The organism is Terrabacter sp. 05T424, from assembly GCF_056396225.1.
This window is the reverse complement of record NZ_JBFTLB010000004.1, coordinates 71756-87743: the sequence shown is the minus strand read 5'-3', so window position 1 is coordinate 87743 and position 15988 is coordinate 71756. Positions and strand designations below refer to the sequence as shown.

Annotated in this window: 15 protein-coding genes and 1 pseudogene; 14 read left to right on the top strand and 2 right to left on the bottom strand. The window is 61.7% G+C overall.

The window, feature by feature from the left end:
* The first annotated feature begins 125 nt into the window (after positions 1–125).
* The 14 genes and pseudogenes from AC1DE0_RS11010 (at position 126) to AC1DE0_RS10945 (ending at position 14029) form a co-directional block, all read left to right on the top strand.
* Positions 126–993 (top strand): annotated as a pseudogene (locus AC1DE0_RS11010) (integrase core domain-containing protein).
* A gap of 273 nt (positions 994–1266) precedes the next feature.
* Complete coding sequence (locus tag AC1DE0_RS11005) at positions 1267–2718, top strand: sugar transferase (protein WP_478100312.1); 1452 nt, start codon at positions 1267–1269, stop codon at positions 2716–2718.
* A 98-nt stretch (positions 2719–2816) separates the two neighbouring features.
* The gene (locus AC1DE0_RS11000; protein WP_478100310.1) at positions 2817–3425 is read left to right on the top strand and encodes a phosphoribosyltransferase family protein; all 609 of its coding nucleotides are present in this window, start codon (positions 2817–2819) and stop codon (positions 3423–3425) included.
* Entirely contained in the window at positions 3392–4339 is a 948-nt protein-coding gene (locus tag AC1DE0_RS10995) for an HAD family hydrolase (RefSeq protein ID WP_478100308.1), read from the top strand. Before AC1DE0_RS11000 ends, AC1DE0_RS10995 begins: the two co-directional genes overlap by 34 nt.
* Positions 4339–5325: a glycosyltransferase family 4 protein gene (locus AC1DE0_RS10990; RefSeq protein WP_478100306.1), complete on the top strand. Its 987-nt coding sequence runs from the start codon at positions 4339–4341 to the stop codon at positions 5323–5325. Before AC1DE0_RS10995 ends, AC1DE0_RS10990 begins: the two co-directional genes overlap by 1 nt.
* A gap of 383 nt (positions 5326–5708) precedes the next feature.
* A complete protein-coding gene (locus AC1DE0_RS10985) occupies positions 5709–7208 on the top strand; it encodes a glycosyltransferase (RefSeq protein ID WP_478100304.1) in 1500 nt (499 codons plus the stop codon).
* Positions 7209–7213: 5 nt separating this feature from the next.
* Positions 7214–8305: a hypothetical protein gene (locus AC1DE0_RS10980; RefSeq protein ID WP_478100302.1), complete on the top strand. Its 1092-nt coding sequence runs from the start codon at positions 7214–7216 to the stop codon at positions 8303–8305.
* Complete coding sequence (locus tag AC1DE0_RS10975) at positions 8292–9305, top strand: glycosyltransferase (RefSeq protein ID WP_478100300.1); 1014 nt, start codon at positions 8292–8294, stop codon at positions 9303–9305. Before AC1DE0_RS10980 ends, AC1DE0_RS10975 begins: the two co-directional genes overlap by 14 nt.
* Positions 9250–10599 (top strand): oligosaccharide flippase family protein, encoded by a 1350-nt coding sequence (locus tag AC1DE0_RS10970; RefSeq protein ID WP_478100298.1) that lies wholly within the window; start codon positions 9250–9252, stop codon positions 10597–10599. The genes AC1DE0_RS10975 and AC1DE0_RS10970 overlap by 56 nt, the downstream gene beginning before the upstream one ends.
* Before the next feature lie 10 nt (positions 10600–10609).
* Complete coding sequence (locus AC1DE0_RS10965) at positions 10610–11896, top strand: O-antigen ligase family protein (protein WP_478100294.1); 1287 nt, start codon at positions 10610–10612, stop codon at positions 11894–11896.
* The gene (locus tag AC1DE0_RS10960; RefSeq protein ID WP_478100291.1) at positions 11896–12510 is read left to right on the top strand and encodes a CatB-related O-acetyltransferase; all 615 of its coding nucleotides are present in this window, start codon (positions 11896–11898) and stop codon (positions 12508–12510) included. Before AC1DE0_RS10965 ends, AC1DE0_RS10960 begins: the two co-directional genes overlap by 1 nt.
* A gap of 612 nt (positions 12511–13122) precedes the next feature.
* Positions 13123–13263 carry a hypothetical protein gene (locus AC1DE0_RS10955; protein ID WP_478100289.1) on the top strand — a complete coding sequence of 47 codons (141 nt, stop codon included), beginning with the start codon at positions 13123–13125 and terminating at the stop codon, positions 13261–13263.
* Between the two features lie 62 nt (positions 13264–13325).
* A complete protein-coding gene (locus tag AC1DE0_RS10950; RefSeq protein WP_478100287.1) occupies positions 13326–13808 on the top strand; it encodes an ISL3 family transposase in 483 nt (160 codons plus the stop codon).
* Entirely contained in the window at positions 13805–14029 is a 225-nt protein-coding gene (locus AC1DE0_RS10945; RefSeq protein WP_478100285.1) for a transposase, read from the top strand. The genes AC1DE0_RS10950 and AC1DE0_RS10945 overlap by 4 nt, the downstream gene beginning before the upstream one ends.
* A gap of 64 nt (positions 14030–14093) precedes the next feature.
* On the opposite strand, the gene rfbD is transcribed toward AC1DE0_RS10945, so the two are convergent.
* Both rfbD and rfbB read right to left on the bottom strand, forming a co-directional pair.
* A complete protein-coding gene (rfbD, locus tag AC1DE0_RS10940; RefSeq protein ID WP_478100283.1) occupies positions 14094–14957 on the bottom strand; it encodes a dTDP-4-dehydrorhamnose reductase in 864 nt (287 codons plus the stop codon).
* Positions 14954–15967: a dTDP-glucose 4,6-dehydratase gene (rfbB, locus tag AC1DE0_RS10935; RefSeq protein WP_478100281.1), complete on the bottom strand. Its 1014-nt coding sequence runs from the start codon at positions 15965–15967 to the stop codon at positions 14954–14956. Before rfbB ends, rfbD begins: the two co-directional genes overlap by 4 nt.
* Between the last annotated feature and the right edge of the window lie 21 nt (positions 15968–15988).

Genomic DNA, 15988 nt, shown 5'->3' with positions numbered 1-15988 from the left:
GCTCGCAGCGTAGTAGAACCATGCCTCTCTCGCGGGGAGGCGACATGTCATCGACATATCGAGGGCGTGCTGTCAACGGCACTCGAAATGTGACCCCTGACGGCAGGTGAAAACTGACCCCCTGCATGTCGGTTCTCTTCTTGGTTGGTCGCGGCGGGGACGCGGCCGAGGTCGCGGCCCGGTTCCAGTGCTCCTGGCCCACCGTGAAGCGCTGGGTCGAGCGGTACCGCGCCGGCGACCGCACCATGCCGGACCACTCCTCACGCCCCCACACGATGCCGGCAAAGACCCGGCCGGCGGTGACCAAGCGGCTGGTCAGCCTGCGGTGCGGCTACGGGAGGGGCCGGTCCAGCTGGCCGCGCGGTGTCAGATCGCGCCCTCGACCGCGCACCGGATCCTGGTGCGCTGCCGGCTCAACCGGCTGGCCCACGTCGACCGGGCCACCGGCGAGCCGGTCCGCCGCTACGAACACCCCCACCCGGGCTCGATGATCCACGTGGACGTCAAAAAGCTCGGCAACATCCCCGACGGCGGCGGCTGGCGCTACGTCGGGCGCCAGCAAGGAGACAGGAACCGCGTCGCGACCCCGGACAAGACCAAGAACGCCCCCTACCAACCCAAGATGGGGCACGCCTTCGTCCACACCGTCGTCGATGACCACTCCCGCGTCGGCTACGCCGAGGTCCACGACGACGAGACCGCCGCCACCGCAGTCGCCGTCCTGACCCGCGCGCAGTCGCCGTCCTGACCCGCGCGGTCGCCTGGTTCAACCAGCGCGGCGGGACCATCCGGCCCCAGACCAACGGCAAGATCGAACGCTTCCACCGCACCCTGGCCGACGGGTGGGCCTACGCCCGGCACTATGCCAGCGAAGGGAACGCCGAGAGCCCTACCGGCCTGGCTCCACGCCTACAATCACCACCGCCCCACTCAGCCTGAGGGAAGCAGCCACCCTTCACCCCGTTGACCAATGTGCCCGGTCAGTACAAATAGAGGTCCGAACGTGGTTGTGGTCGGTGGCCGAACGGTTCCAGGAACATGTCCGTCCGATTTGCCCGAATGAACCCCATTCCCAAGACGGCGCAGGCCGCGGTGGACCAGACTTCGGCATGTCGGCAGACACGCAACACGGGCGTAACAGAATCTATGGGAGACTTGCCTCACTACCCCCCTAATGCCACAGTTCAGAGGCGTGCTGCAGCGCAAGACAGGGTGGTTTTGGTCTGCGGTCCAAGAGACGGGGCCACGCAACAGGGAGCCAGGGGAATGACGCAGTTGAGCAGCCGCACCATCGATCACTCGACCCTCGTGTTGCCCACAACACGTCATCGATGGGCCACCGAGGAGCGGATCAAGCTCACGGTCTCGGACCTCGTCACCGCCTTCACCGCGGCCGCTGTCGCCCAAGTCGTTAGCCTGCCGGACGTAGGCATGGACGTGGCTGCACGGCCCGCCACCTCCATGGTTGCTCCGTCGTACTGGCTGCTCAGCGGCATCATTGCCGTGGCATGGACAGTCGTGCTCGGCCTGAACGGGTCGAGGGACAAGAGAGTTTTGGGGTCCGGCGCCGAGGAGTATCGGCGAATCTTTTCCGCCCTCGTGTGGATGCTTGGCGGACTGGGGTTCACCGCCTACTTTCTGCAGTATGCCGTAAGCCGAAATTACGTCGTGATCGCCCTCCCCCTTGGAGCCATGGCGCTGCTGTCGAGCCGCTGGTTCTGGCGCAAGCGCCTTCTGGCCATGCGCGCCAGGGGAGCCTCGACGTCAAGGGTGCTCACCATTGAGGCGGTCGATGACATTGGCGGCGTGGCTGCCCACATTGGCGGGTCACCCAGAGCGGGTCTCAGTGTCGTGGGTCAGGTTTCAGTGCAGGACAAAGACACTCTCGCCGAGGATGTTGTTCGCCTCGCCCGCCAACTCGACATCGACGCAGTTGTGGTTTCAGCGTCCGCCCATCTGTCCCCCGCTCACCTAAGCCAGCTTATGTGGGCGCTGGAGTCAGTTGGCGCTGACCTGATCTTGGCGCCGTCGCTGAGCGGCATTGCTGGGCCTCGGGTCCATACGAGACCCATCGAGGGGCTGCCTCTGCTGTATGTGGAGGGTCCCCGCTATGCCGGCGCAATGCGAACCGTTAAGGACGTCTTCGACAAGGTGATGGCCTCCTGTGCGCTCGTAGCTCTGGCTCCGCTCTTCGCAGTCATCGCACTCGCAGTCAAGGTCACCAGCCCAGGCCCGGTGTTCTTCCGCCAAACCCGCGTGGGCCTGAATGGGCAGGAGTTCGAGATCTGGAAGTTCCGCTCTATGGCTGACGGCGCGGACGCTCACCTGGTTCGGATGGCCGAAGAGAACGGCTTCTTGCCGCCTCTGGTCAAGATCAAGAATGACATGCGGGTCACCTCCATTGGACAGTTCCTACGCAACTGGTCCCTGGACGAGTTGCCGCAGTTGCTCAATGTGCTTCAAGGCACCATGAGTTTGGTTGGGCCGCGCCCCCAGCGCCCGCAAGAGGTCAGCACATACACAGCCATGCACGCACGCCGCCTCAAGACCAAGCCGGGGATGACCGGCCTTTGGCAGGTCAGTGGACGCAATGACGTTGAGTGGGATGAGGCCGTGCGCATGGACCTCTACTACGTCGAGAATTGGTCACTTTCGCTTGACATGGTTCTTATCTGGCGAACTGTCTTCACGGTGCTCCAAGGCAAAGGTGCCTATTGAGAGAACCTGACTGAGGACCATGACGCGCCGAGAGAAGCTCGGCGAGTCGCTGCTTCTCGGGCGCTTAAGCCCGGTCGACACGTGATTGAGATAGTTTGTTGCACTACAAGCCCGTCCTAACCATCACTCCCTCCCGCCTACGCGAACTTGGAGAACGCCTGCAGCACGAGATGGCTGCGGCCGGCTTCGCGCCGGATGCCGCGGTCGCCATCGCTCGAGGCGGCGTGTGGGTAGCTGATGAGATCCCGTTTGATACCTCAGTCATCCGTTATCAGTGCAACCAACAAAGACCTGGCACGGCGAGGAAACAAGGGGAACGACGGGGCCGCGCGTTGCGTCGGCTGCCCCTTGTTGCGCTCAACACGCTGAGGAGGCTCGAGGATCTGCTTGGTGAACGGAGGCGTCCGTCGGCTCCGGTGCCCTCACCGGAGCTCACGACGCAGCTTAGGGAGATCGCCGAGGACATCCGGTCGCGACGCTTGCGGAAAGTGGTAGTGATCGACGACGCGGTGGACAGCGGGCACACGATGCAGTGTGTTCTGAGAGTCCTGACTGCCGAACTCGGGGGCGACGTCTCAATCACGACTGCGGCTCTCGTAGCGACGCGGCACTCGGAGCGAAGCCTCATAAGACCGGACTTCGCGATTTACAGGAACGTTCTCCTCAGATTTCCATGGTCCACCGACTATGCGGGCGCCAAGCCGTGAGTGTTCCACCGCGGATTCTTGTCGTAGATCTAGATGGAACTTTGGTCCTCGACAACTCGTTTCACGCTTTCCTCCGCTCCGGGTGGAAATGGGGCGGGGGGGCTTTACGACTCTCAATCCTGCGCGCATCCTTCTCGCGCGCGGTCGGCAGGTCCGGCAGAGTGGAGATGAAGCGCCGAATCCTAGGGACTTTTGGAAACCTTCCGGAATCTCGCCGACAGGTGATCATCGACGCTACCGTGGAGATGGTCATGCCTGTCATGTCTGCGCCCGTGGTTAAGTTGGTTCGCGAATGGCAGTTGACTTCCGACCCAATAGTCCTCGCCACCGCTGCACCGGAAGTTTATGCATCGGTTCTCGCCGAGCGCCTGGGCATATCGGATTGTCTGGGCACCCTCTTGCCGGTCGGCGGACAGTTCTGCGAGTTGATGGGTGAAAATAAGCAGCGTGCGTTGGAAAAATGGCTGGTCTCGAAACGACTGGACCGATCAGGCGCGAGGTTGGTGATTGTGTCAGACAGCGCCGATGACCTTCCCCTGATGAAGTCAGCGGACGAAGTCCACATACAGTCGTCGAAGGCCGCTCTCCAACGCATCGAGGGACAGCTGCCCGCTCACTTGAGCAGGAATCACATCGACACAGAGGGCCCGCAACCGGAAGGCGGGATCTGGTTATGGTTCGACGATAAGCCACTAGGGCCATTAAGTGTCTACGAAGTGCGCATTGTCTTGAGCAAACACAGATATTGCCTGGTGTATGAGGGCGCCTCGCACTGGACGAGGCTCAGCCCCGGTGAGAGCTTGGGCAGGGCCGTCCGTCGTGTCGAGTGCCCGCCCCCACCCGCCACCGCACAGAGGGTTCTTCTCCTGATGAAGAGACGCGTAGTTCGAGACAAGCTGGGGATATTCCATTGATGAAGAAAAACGTACTAGTGGTCGGAGAGCTTCGTGACGCGCCTACGGAAGGCGCGCAAGTTGTCACCACGGCACTCGTGGCAAGGCTGGCCACCAGTCACGTGGTCAAAGTGGCCGAGCCGTCGCGACTCGCGTCATGGCTACCTCGAGCGCTCGCTCGCCCCGCTGACCACGTCATCTTCACCCACGGCCCAGGCAAGGGTGTTGTCTCGGCTTCGCTTCTTCTGCGCCACTTGACGAAGTCGAAGATCACGTGGATCGCTACCCGGCCCGACCTCGTCGCGTTGCCGCGCTGGCTCAGGGGGAGGAGAACAGCCCACTCCGTCATCTGCAATGTCCCTCGGAAAGAAGTTCTGGATGCCGCCAGCGGGGCCGAGACGATTCAGCAGTACATCGGCATCGATCCAGAACGCCTTGACGGCTCCTCAGCCGGTGGTGGCGGAGACCTTATCGCTGCGGCTCGTGCGCAGGGTAAGAAGATCGCACTCCACGTCGGTCACCTGCGCCCGAACCGTGGACTACACCAGCTCGCGGAGGCAAAAGTTCGACTCGGTGAACGGGCCGAGGTCTTCGTCCAGAGCAGCCCCAACTTTCCCAGCGACCCCGAGGTTCTTGATCTATTAGCGAACGCGGGGGTGCACGTTTTGACAGGGGCTGTGAGCGACTTGCGACGGCTCTACGAGTCCGCCGACGTGTACGTGTTCCCGACCCGTCCGACCGATGGTGGAGCGATTGACCTGCCACTCAGCATTCTCGAGGCCGTGGCCTGTTGTGTACCGGTGGTGACGACAGACTTTGGCTCGATCTCGGCCGCTCTCGCCGAGCTCCCTGGCGTTCACGTGGCTCCGACGGACGGCTTCGTTGATCTGCTGGCGCAGGTGCTGACGGATCCCGATGCGCTGTCGATTCGGCCCGCAGGTCTGCCGAGTCAGTTGCACATCGACGCCTTGGCGCAAAGGGTGTCGGAGGTGATTGCGGTCCCATGAAGTCTCGGATCATCAGCATCATCGGCACGGACGGAAGTGGCAAGACAACACTGAGCGGCTTGGTGGTCGCAAGGCTTGCCACAAGGGGCTGGCGGGCGTCTCACGTGTGGTTGGGGGCCGAGAGCATCCTCATGTCCCCTCTGCGGAGAGTGGCTCGGGGCCGCTGGGGCAAGCCGCGAAGAGCCGTCACCGCTACGGACGCTGCCGCCACGCCGGAAAGCTTTGGCTACTCGCAAGAAGTCAGGCAGAAGAACAGTTTTGTCAATAGGCACCCTGGGATTGCGAAAGCGTACGTGCGGCTTGCTTGGGCTGACTACAGAATGCAACTAGGGTGGAAGCTGTTCCGGTCACGAAGCGACGCATTGATCATTGCCGATAGGTACATGTTCGACGTCGCCATCAACATCGGCTTGACTTTGGGCTGGTCTCCTGACGAAGTGGTCAGATTTGCTGGGTCCAAGTTGGGGCACGTGCCCCTTCCCGCCGTCAGAGTATTCGTGCGCGTCACGCCGGAGATTTCCCTAGCCAGGAAAGATGATATTCCGGATCGTTCGTATCTGGATATGCGCCTACGCTACTACGATGCAATTGCTTCAGCGTTTGGCTTCACCATCGTGGACGGAACCGAACCTGTTGCCCAGAACGCAGACGCCATTTGCGAGCTCGTGGATCGTGAAATCGCCCGTCCTTATGTCCATTACGTTCACTCCAACAACGACGATGTCGGTGGCGCGGATCGGGTGCTGGTCACGATGGCCTCGCACGCCGCCAGTCCCCAAGAGCCCCAGATCCGAGCCGTACGTGTTTCGGTAAGTTTGCGACACGAGACGACCGCAGCTCAACTGCACCGAGACCAAGGCACGCCGGTGATCATGCATCCCTTCTGCCGACCGAATGTGAGCGATGGCCTATCAGGTGTGTTGAGAACAGGGGCGAGTGCCCTCCCGACCAGCCTGTACTTCCTTCGTCTTTTCCGGCGCGAACGGCCTCAGGTCGTGCACGTCAACGACCTCTACGACTTCATTCCCGCCATCTGCGCTCGCGCAATGGGAATTGACGTGGTTTACCACATCCGGATGTTCAAGAACGGGCGTAGCGCAGGGTTGCTCGCGGGGCTCGTCGCCGTCGTGAGCAGCAGGTCTATTTCTGTTTCCAAGGCCGTGCGCACCCACTACTTTGGCGCTGATCCGGCGCCCAGGCACCTGGTCATCCACGACTTAGCGAGGCCCGAATTGATGGCAGACAGCAATATCACGGTGCTGGCGGCGCAGCGGCTGCCCTTCGAGACTCGCGGTCGATGCGTTGTGGCCATTGGCCGAGTCGAGCCGTGGAAGGGTCAGATGGCGTTCCTGGAGGCGGTCGCACTCCTACCGGCATCGCTGCGGCACTCGAACACCTTTGTCATAGTGGGCGGGAGCGTTCCTGGAAAGCACGCCTACTTCGAGCAGGTCAAAGAGCGCGCTGAGTCCCTCGGTGTGCTGTTTCTTGGCGAGCGTGGTGACGTGCCGCGAATCCTCGTCAACGCGGACGTCTCGGTTCATTGCGCAACAGAACCAGACCCCTTCCCAGGCGTAGTGGTGGAAAGTCTGTTGGCTGCAACGCCCACTGTCGCCACAGGTGTAGGGGGAGTCCCGGAAATGATCATCGATGATGTGACGGGCCTCATGTACATCCCGGGTGACGTGACCGGCCTAGCTGCCGCCATCGAAAGCCTTTTGGCTGAACCAAAGGAGCGGCTGGATGAGTTTGGCGCCCGAGCCCGCAATCACGCACTCGACTTGGTGGATCCCATGTTGATCGATGCCCAAATAGCTGCGGTGTATCAGCACTTGTCTGATGCTGATGCAGTCCCCGATGCAGCAAGAATGATGGTCAAGGAGTAGGACTCATGCTTTCAGCGAGAGATAAGTCGCGAATCTTGTTCGACGTAATCGGCATGCCCATCGGCTCGGGCGTGCTGACCCTGTCGCAGCAGGATGTCGAGGACATGACGGACTACGCGTTCAAGAGCCGAGTAGGCCTGCTGTTCCTTGATGAGTGTGTAAAGAAGGGCGTCCAGTTGGGTGCCGAGGCGCTGGAACTGCATCGTACTCTTCTGCACCGTCGCACGGAGACCGACCGTGTAGTGAAGAAGCTGGCTCAGCGCCTGGATGAGGTGGCTCGGGGCGAGTGGGTCCTCTTCAAGTCCATCAAGCCGTTCGCATCCACACCGAACGACACGGACTGGTTCCCGTTGGATCCCGGGCAGCACAAGCAGCTTTGCGATCATCTCTTGGCAACTGGCGACTTCAAGTTGCTAGAGACCGCGCCGCGGCAGACCACGCTCATCGAAACTGCGGGTGAAGGGTTTGCAGACACGACCAAGCGTGGAGGCATCTACTACGTCGATTGCTATGTGATCCCCTCCACTGACTACTTCGTGTACTTTGACACGACCCGGTTGCGACGCTATGTAAGAAGCACTGACGTCGACGGGTACCCCGTTCCGGTGCTGGCGCCGGAGGCTGAACTCGCCTCGATCCTGTTCCACAACGTCTTTCCAGAACGCTCGTTCTCACATGAGAGCTACTATTTGGTCAAGTCGTATCTCGATCAAATGGAGAGGGCCGAGTCGACCGGACAATTCGTTGAGGTCTGCAAAGATCAAAAGATGGAGTATGCCATCTGTGCGAACCTCTCCCTCGTCCGAGACATTGACATGGGAGTCTTCGGCATCCGAGATGAGCGTGTTGACTACATCATGGCGGCACTTGGACACGATGAGCTCTGGGTGAAGGGCTTTGATCCAAACGGCAAGTATCCCTTCGAGTTCCCGAACCGGATTTACTGGCAGGCCTTTGTCTCGAAGAACCGCGATCGGACCTCTTTGCGGTCTTCATTCACGCAGGCAGCTCACATGCTCAATCCAATCTTCTTCGCAGACGTCGTGAAGATTCTCTGGAGACGGTCAGTTCGAGGCGGGGTCTATGAGCAGAACTGAGAGCGCAGCCTTGAATTCCCGCTTCCCCAGCGCTATGCGCGAAACGGACGGGGAAGTCACGGTACTCTTGCCGGTTTTCAACGGAGCGAGGTATCTCAAAGAGCAGATAGACAGTATCCTGTCGCAGGACCACTCGAGCCTTCTCCTCTATGCCTTGGACGACGGGTCGACCGACGAGTCCTGGGAGATTCTGCAGACATATGCTGCCCGCGACCAACGCGTCTATGTCCGTCGTCGGGCCGACAATTGCGGGCTCATGAGCGCTCTAACCGTGCTCTTGGGCGCGGTGCGCACCCCGTTTTTTGCTCTGTCCGATCAGGATGACATCTGGGCTCCTGATAAGCTGGGCCGTTCTCTACGACAACTGCAAAACGCTGGCGCTGATTTGGCCTACAGCAACGTACGTATTTGCGATGGGAGCGGCAAACTTGTTGAAGCGGACTATCTTAAGAGTAATGGCATTCGACCGGTCACGGGCCATAATGCGCTTCCGTTTGCCCTACGCAACCCAGCTATAGGGCACACCATGGTAGGCCGCGTGGAGGTTGCGGCCGCAGCGGTTCCCGTACCTTCGGACTTGGCCTTCCACGAGGCTTGGATCGCGGCATGCGCCTGCGTTGGGCGGGGCATTACTTACGTAGACGCGCAACTAGGCGACTACCGACAGCATGCTTCCAATGCGGTAGGGGCTGCGGCGCCGAAAGGTTTTGGGAGGGCGTCTCGGACCAAGACCAAGAATCGTTTGTTGGTGAACCGCGACAGAGCCCGAAGGCTGTCCGTGATGGCTCAGGCCTCGGTTATTCCGGAGCTCGCACCAGTGGCACGTTTGTACGACCGCTCCGGCTGGGGCAGGCTATCCTCGGGGCCCAAGTTCGGTAGAACGATCTGGCGGCTCGCCGCTTCAGAAATTGGGGGTCGAGCCATACTGAACGAAACCGCCAGCTATGTCGTGGCAGGCTTGGTCAGCACGGGACAACGTAGAGTTCCTGATGTCGACTAAACTCTTCGGGGCAGGTTTCGTCCGTTTGTCTGGGGCGGGCTTGCAGCTGGCCATGAGTGTCATCATCGCCCGCCAATTGGGAGCGTACCAAGCGGGCATCTTCTTTTTTGCGTACTCGATCCTTATGATTGCTTCGGCCGTGGGACGTGTCGGCTGCGACCTGTCGGGCCTTCGAGAAATAGCGACACGTATCGAGGGTGCAGACGGCCGCGGCTTCGCAAATGCCATCTTAGCCAGGTTGTCGCTTGTGTGTCTCGTTTCTGGCGCTCTGTGTGCGGCTCTCCTCGCACTTCTTCCTTTGATCGCAGGGGCTAGTTACGGCGATGATGCTGTGTGGGCGCTGGTGTATAGCGCGATGGCGATCCCGGCCTTTTCTGCGCTTACTTTGCTGGCCGAAATGCTGAAGGGGGCGTTCCGGCCAAATTTGGCGTTGCTTTTCCAGAATGTTCTAATCCCCGTCCTGGTCATCGCGGGAGTAGCAGTGACAGGTTCGGGCCTGAGACCGAACGCAACAGTCGTGGCCGCCTTTGTATGTGCCTCGGCCTGGCTTTCTATGTTCCTGGCCCTGATGGCGTGGCGTTGGGAATTCAGTAGACGGTTCGGAGGAAGATTTCTCCAGCCCGGGGCGTTCGATGGCAGGAGAAAAATCTTCATGGCGTCACTCCCATTGGTCACCGTGACCCTTGCGCCGACTGTGATGCAATGGCTGGGTGCGACTGCGCTGGGGTTCCTGGTTCCGGCCCAGGATGCCGCCGGCTACAGCGTTGCGATTCGAATATCCATCACGGTAAGTATTGTCCACTCGGCGATCCACAGCGTCGTCGGCCCTCAGATGGCGCGCGCCACCGCAGCTAATGATTTGCTCTCGCTTCGGCGCGTTACGAAACAGGCTGGCCTCACGATCGGCCTTTTGACCGCGCCCGCGCTTATCCTGATGTTCTGGAGAGCGCCTGACGTGATCCACCTCTTCGGGCCGGGTTACGAGTCAAGTGCCAACCTGCTTCGCATACTTCTGGTTGGCCAGTTAGTGGCTGCGTGGATTGGGCACTCCGGTATGGTTCTTGTGATGTCGGCCCGCTACCGAATGGCGCAATTCTGCTCCGTGAGCGCGCTAGCCTGCTTGGCGGTGCTTCTGCCCATTCTCATACCTACCTTCGGCGCGACAGGCGCGGCAGTGGCAATGTCGGTGGCCGTTGTTGCAGGGCATTTGGTGGCCACGATCTTTGTGTTACGTGAATTCGGTTTCTTCTCCTTCCCCACTGGCCGCGGCCGCTTGGCCTCGGTGGCTGGGTAGGATGTCGAGCATGAACTGGCCCAAGAGCGTGTCGGCCACCTGGTTCATCATGATGATCCTCGCCGGTGGGGCCATCGTCATAGTCCAAGAGTTCACAGGCGTCAGTCAGGTTCCAGTGCAGTTGGCGGGGCGGTTCGCCTTAATCGGGATCGCCCTGGTGGCGGCCCTGTCACATCATCGTTCCCCCCTACCAGGCGTTCCGCGGCTTGCAATCTCCCTCTTCTGCGTTGCCATGTTTGGCGAGGCCGCTCTCTCTCTGGTGCGTGGGCAGCCATCTTCTGAGGTATACAACTCATTCCAATTTATGAATGGCATTGGCGCATTCTTGGCCCTGTCGCTTCTCCTGCCGATCATCGTGCGGCCGGGGTTGACATTCAAGTTGATCGCCGCCTCCGCCGTGGCATTTGGGCTAGCCCAGGTGCTCGCTCAGGATCTGCTTGTTCCTGAGGGGTACAGGGAGCAGTACGGAATCGTTTGGGACCATTTCGTAAATGGACAGGTGCGTTCAAGTTCCTTCTTCGCATCGCCTCCTCGATTTGCTGAGCTATTAGCAATCCTTGCCGGGTTCCTCCAGTTCTGGATCTTCACCGGTGAGCGGCGCCTCCTCGTGAAGATCGCCGGGTATCTCGTGGTTTTGTTTGTATTGTTCAATACCTTCAGCCGATCGGGATATATTCTTTGGATAGTCCTATCTGTCATCCAAGTGATTTGCGTAGCTGTGAGCGGAACTCTCGCTCGGCGAGTTGGCTCGTTGAAAATTTTGATTGTATTGGCTTTATTGTGCCTCCTCGCAGCCGTGGCCTTATCTGGAGCCGTTCCTCTTGATTCCTCTGTGAGTGACACGGCATCGTTCACGGCGCGACAGGGTCACTGGGACGAGCTGTTCGACAAGTTTAATTCTGCGGGGGTGATTGACACCCTCTTGGGCACAGGAAATTCGGCCTATCATTCGTTCCTGTCGAGCGACTACTTTGTAGTCGACAATGTGTATCTGGCATATTTTCTGTACGCGGGAGTCGTCGGCGTTTTGGCCTTCATTGCACTGTGCGGCGGCATTATCAGGATGCTGTTGCGACTATGCAGCAGGGAGCCCCATGGGCCATGGATTCCGCTGCTCTCGTTCTTTGGTGGGATGCTGGTCGAGGGCTTCTTTGTGGACAATCACAACACGGTGATGCTAGCCGCGATGGTCGCGGTGGGAATGTCGTCTTCTTATTGGCTCTCAGCGGAGTTCTCAAACAGACCCTTAGAGGGTGGATTGGCCCTGAGGCCGGAACCGTTGTGGAGGAACCTCTGATGCGCTGGCGGAACCGACTCCATCATGCCTTGTGGCGGCTCAACCGATTCTCGGGGGCTTCTGATCTGAACGAGATGGTCTCTCAAGGTCGCGTAGTTCTGGGGAGTCGCTCGTACGGGGAACCCGAAATCCTAATCTTCGCCCATGACGCTACACGCCTGATTATCGGCAACTATTCCTCTATCGCTCGCACAGCCCTGTTCGTTCTAGGCGGAAATCACAGGATGGATACCGTCACGACGTTCCCGTTGGCCATCAGTTTCGGGCTTGAGTCTGCCGGGTCGGATGGGCAGCCCTGGAGCAGGGGAGATATTTCGGTCGGCTCGGACGTATGGATCGGAGCGCGAGCTGTCGTTGTCAGCGGAGTCACAATTGGTCATGGTGCAGTAGTTGCTGCGGGGAGCGTTGTTACACGCGATGTCAGGCCCTTTGCTGTTGTAGCTGGGAATCCAGCGCGAGAAGTGCGCCGCCGGTTCACCGATGATCAGTGCGATAGTTTGCTGAGAATCGCCTGGTGGGATTGGCCTGAGAAGCTCGTAAAGCGCGAGGCGATGCGCCTTGCCTCCACTGATGTGGACGCGTTTATTGGCGCTCATGTCGAGACCAGGAGTTGACCGAGTCGCGACGATTCTTGCCCGCAGTTCTACCTCCATGGTGATGGACGTCCTGCTGAGCCATGGGTCGTGCGTAGGCTGGGACAGACACAACGGCAATCGGCGTCGGAGTGTTAGCGGCTTATACAGATGACGGTGTAGGAGCCGGCGGCGCGTCGGTCAATGGGTAGGCGTCGAGGTCTTCCGATGATGGGAGTTCTAACGCTGCCCATCGGGAAGACCTCGACGTGCCTGACGACTACCTTTTCCTGTCCGACCTGACGACGTTCACCCACCTCGGCAAGCTCGGTCTCGAAGTGACCGGCCAACGCCTCGAGCCCGACCGGGCCGCGCTGGCGTGCCGCGTCGTCGAGCCTGACCAGTGGTGTCGCCGTTGCGGCTGCGAAGGCGCATCGCGGGACACGACCACCCGGGCGCTGGCGCACGAACCGTTCGGGTGGCGACCAATGACGCTGCTCGTCACGGTCCGCCGGTTCGGTGCACCGGGTGTGGGCACGTGTGGCGTCAGGACACTACCCGCGCGGCGCAGCTGTCACGTCGGGGACTGCGGTCGGCGCTCGAGGCGATCGCGTGCCAGCTCCTGACCGTCGCCCGCGTCCCCGAGGCGCTCGGGTGGCCTGGAACACCGCGAACGACGCGGTCCTCGCGGAAGGGCCGCGGGTCCTCATCGCCGACCCGGCCCGGTTCGACGGCATCACCACCGTCGGGGTCGATGAGGACGTGTGGCGGCACACCAGACGCGGCGACAAGTGAGTCACCGTATCATCGACCTCACCCCAATCCGTCGGGCAACCGGTCCTGCTCGGCTGCTGGACATGCTCGAAGGCCGTTCCAGGGCGGCGTTCAAGACGTGGCTGAACGGCCGTCCCCAGGCGTGGCGCGACGCCGTGGAAGTGGTCGCGATGGACGGGTTCACCGGGTTCAAGGCCGCCACCACCGAGGAGCTGCCCGACGCCGTCACCGTCATAGATCCGTTTCATGTCATCCGGTTGGCCGGCGACGCACTGGACCGGTGTCGCCGCTGGTTCCAGCAAGACCTCCACGGACACCGCGGCCGCGCCGGGGACCCGCACTACGCCGCGAGGCGGACCCTGCACACCGGTGACGGGCTGCTCACCGACCGGCAGGTCGACCGGCTCAAGACGCTGTTCACGGCCCCCGAGCACGCCGAGGTCGAGGCGACCTGGGGCATTTACAAGCGGATGATCGCCGCCTACCGCGAACGCGACCGCTGCCGCGGTCGCGACTTGATGCAGGGCGTGATCGCGTCGGTCAGCGCGGCGTCCCGGCGGCGTTGACCGAGCTGTGCCGGCTCGGACGGACCCTGAAGCAACGCGCCGGGGGACGAGCGCGCCTACTTCGACCGGCCCGCCACCTCGAACGGCCCACGGAAGCGATCAATGGCCGCCTAGAGCACCTCCGCGGCTCCGCCCTCGGCTTCCGCAACCTCACCAACTACATCGCCCGATCACTGCTCGAGACCGGCGGATTCAGACCCCAACTACACCCTCGTCTGTGATGAGCCGCTTTGGCTTTGCCGGCGAATCGGGCTGTATTGGATGACTCGAGGGCGCTCTGGAGCCTTAGACCTTCGTCTGCGCCAAATATCTGTGGAGACCATCGCGCCAGTCGCCAATGGGCGCAACGCCGACCGTCGCCAGAGGTTCGTGTGCCAGGACGCTCCAAGCGGGCCGGGCTGCCGGTCTGCGATATTCGGAGGTCGTGGTTTTCTGCACGCGCCCCGGGTCCAGTCCTCTTTCCTGCAACACGGCTTGGGCGAGCTCGTGCCAGCTCGTACTACCCGATGAGGTGCCATGGTAGGTACCAGGAGGGGCACCCGCGGCGATCAGCCGCGTTAGCAGTGCGGCGAGATCAGCGGTCCAGGTCGGCTGGCCAAACTGATCGGCCACGACCGCCAGGCTCTCGCGGTCAGCGGCGAGCTTGAGGATCGTGGAGACGAAGTTTGGACCGCCCGCACCATAGAGCCACGCCGTGCGCAGCACCCACGACTCGCGACACAACGCGCGGACGGCCCACTCACCGGAGGCCTTCGTGCGGCCGTAAGCCGAGCGTGGCACGACAGGCTGGTCGACGGCATACGGGTCGGTAGCTGTGCCGTCAAAAACGTAGTCGGTCGAGATGTGCATGAGTCGCGCCCGGGCCCAAGAGCAGGCTCGCGCCACGTTCGCGGCTCCCACAGCGTTGACCGAGAAGGCAGTCGTTTCATCCGACTCCGCGGCGTCAACTGCCGTGTAAGCGGCCGTGTTGACGACGAGGTCGTGTCCCTCGACCGCGGCGACGCACTGCGCCGGGTCGGTGATGTCGAGGTCCGGCCGGCCCAGGGCAGTCACGACCCAGCCAGCTGCCCGTAGCGCGGGCACGAGGTCGTAGGCGAGCATGCCGCCGGCCCCGGTCACGAGTGCACGCCCGGCGCCGGCGTCGGTCATCGGCCCAGGCGTGCGTAGGTGCGCTCGGCCTCGACCTTCGCGGACGACCACCAGTCCTCGTTCTCGCGATACCAGTCCACGGTGGCCGCAAGCCCGGCTCGCAGGTCGCCATATCGAGGCCGCCAGTCGGTCTCGTCGCGCAGCTTCGAGGAGTCGATGGCGTAACGGAGGTCATGGCCGGGGCGGTCATCGACGTGGTCGAACCAGTCGGCTGGCTTGCCCATGGTCTCGAGCAGCAGGCTCACGACGTCGAGGTTGTTGCGCTCACCGTCGGCGCCGATGAGGTAGGTCTCTCCGAGGCGGCCCTGCTCGAGGATGGCGACCACGGCGTCGTTGTGGTCATCGACGTGGATCCAGTCGCGCACGTTGAGTCCAGATCCGTAGAGCTTGGGCCGGATGTCCTGGAGGATGTTGGTGATCTGACGGGGGATGAACTTCTCGACGTGCTGGCGCGGGCCGTAGTTGTTCGAGCAGTTGCTCACGGTGGCCTGGATGCCGAACGACCGGATCCACGCCCGCACGAGCAGGTCGGCGCCCGCCTTCGTGGCGGAGTAGGGGCTCGAAGGGTTGACCGGGGTCGCCTCGGTGAAGCGCTCAGGGTCGTCCAGCTCGAGGTCCCCGTAGACCTCGTCTGTAGAGATGTGGTGCAGCCTCTTCTCGTGGCGGCGGACCGCCTCGAGCAGCGTGAACGTGCCGACGACGTTGCTCTCGACGAAGGGCCAGGGGCTGTCGAGGCTGTTGTCGTTGTGCGACTCKGCGGCGAAGTGGACGACGACGTCGTGGTCGGCCACGAGCCGGTCGACGAGGCCCGCATCGGCGACCGAGCCCTCAACCAGCCGCACGGAGCCGTCGCCGCCCAGATCGCCGAGCACGGGCCCGAGGGAGTTCCGGTTGGCGGCGTACGTCATCGAGTCGAGCGCAGTCAGGCTCCATTCGGGCCGCGTCTCGCGCGTGCGCAGGATGAAGTTCGAACCGATGAAGCCGGCTCCGCCGGTGACAAGAACGCGCATGGGCCGAGGGTAACGAACTAT

Coding starts and splice junctions, on each gene's coding strand:
- AC1DE0_RS11005 (WP_478100312.1), top strand. CDS start 1,267: ATGACGCAGTTGAGCAGCCGCACCATCGATCACTCGACCCTCGTGTTG.
- AC1DE0_RS10995 (WP_478100308.1), top strand. CDS start 3,392: ATGGTCCACCGACTATGCGGGCGCCAAGCCGTGAGTGTTCCACCGCGG.
- AC1DE0_RS10990 (WP_478100306.1), top strand. CDS start 4,339: ATGAAGAAAAACGTACTAGTGGTCGGAGAGCTTCGTGACGCGCCTACG.
- AC1DE0_RS10985 (WP_478100304.1), top strand. CDS start 5,709: ATGTTCGACGTCGCCATCAACATCGGCTTGACTTTGGGCTGGTCTCCT.
- AC1DE0_RS10980 (WP_478100302.1), top strand. CDS start 7,214: ATGCTTTCAGCGAGAGATAAGTCGCGAATCTTGTTCGACGTAATCGGC.
- AC1DE0_RS10975 (WP_478100300.1), top strand. CDS start 8,292: ATGAGCAGAACTGAGAGCGCAGCCTTGAATTCCCGCTTCCCCAGCGCT.
- AC1DE0_RS10970 (WP_478100298.1), top strand. CDS start 9,250: ATGTCGTGGCAGGCTTGGTCAGCACGGGACAACGTAGAGTTCCTGATG.
- AC1DE0_RS10965 (WP_478100294.1), top strand. CDS start 10,610: ATGAACTGGCCCAAGAGCGTGTCGGCCACCTGGTTCATCATGATGATC.
- AC1DE0_RS10960 (WP_478100291.1), top strand. CDS start 11,896: ATGCGCTGGCGGAACCGACTCCATCATGCCTTGTGGCGGCTCAACCGA.
- AC1DE0_RS10950 (WP_478100287.1), top strand. CDS start 13,326: ATGCTCGAAGGCCGTTCCAGGGCGGCGTTCAAGACGTGGCTGAACGGC.
- rfbD (WP_478100283.1), bottom strand. CDS start 14,957: ATGACCGACGCCGGCGCCGGGCGTGCACTCGTGACCGGGGCCGGCGGC.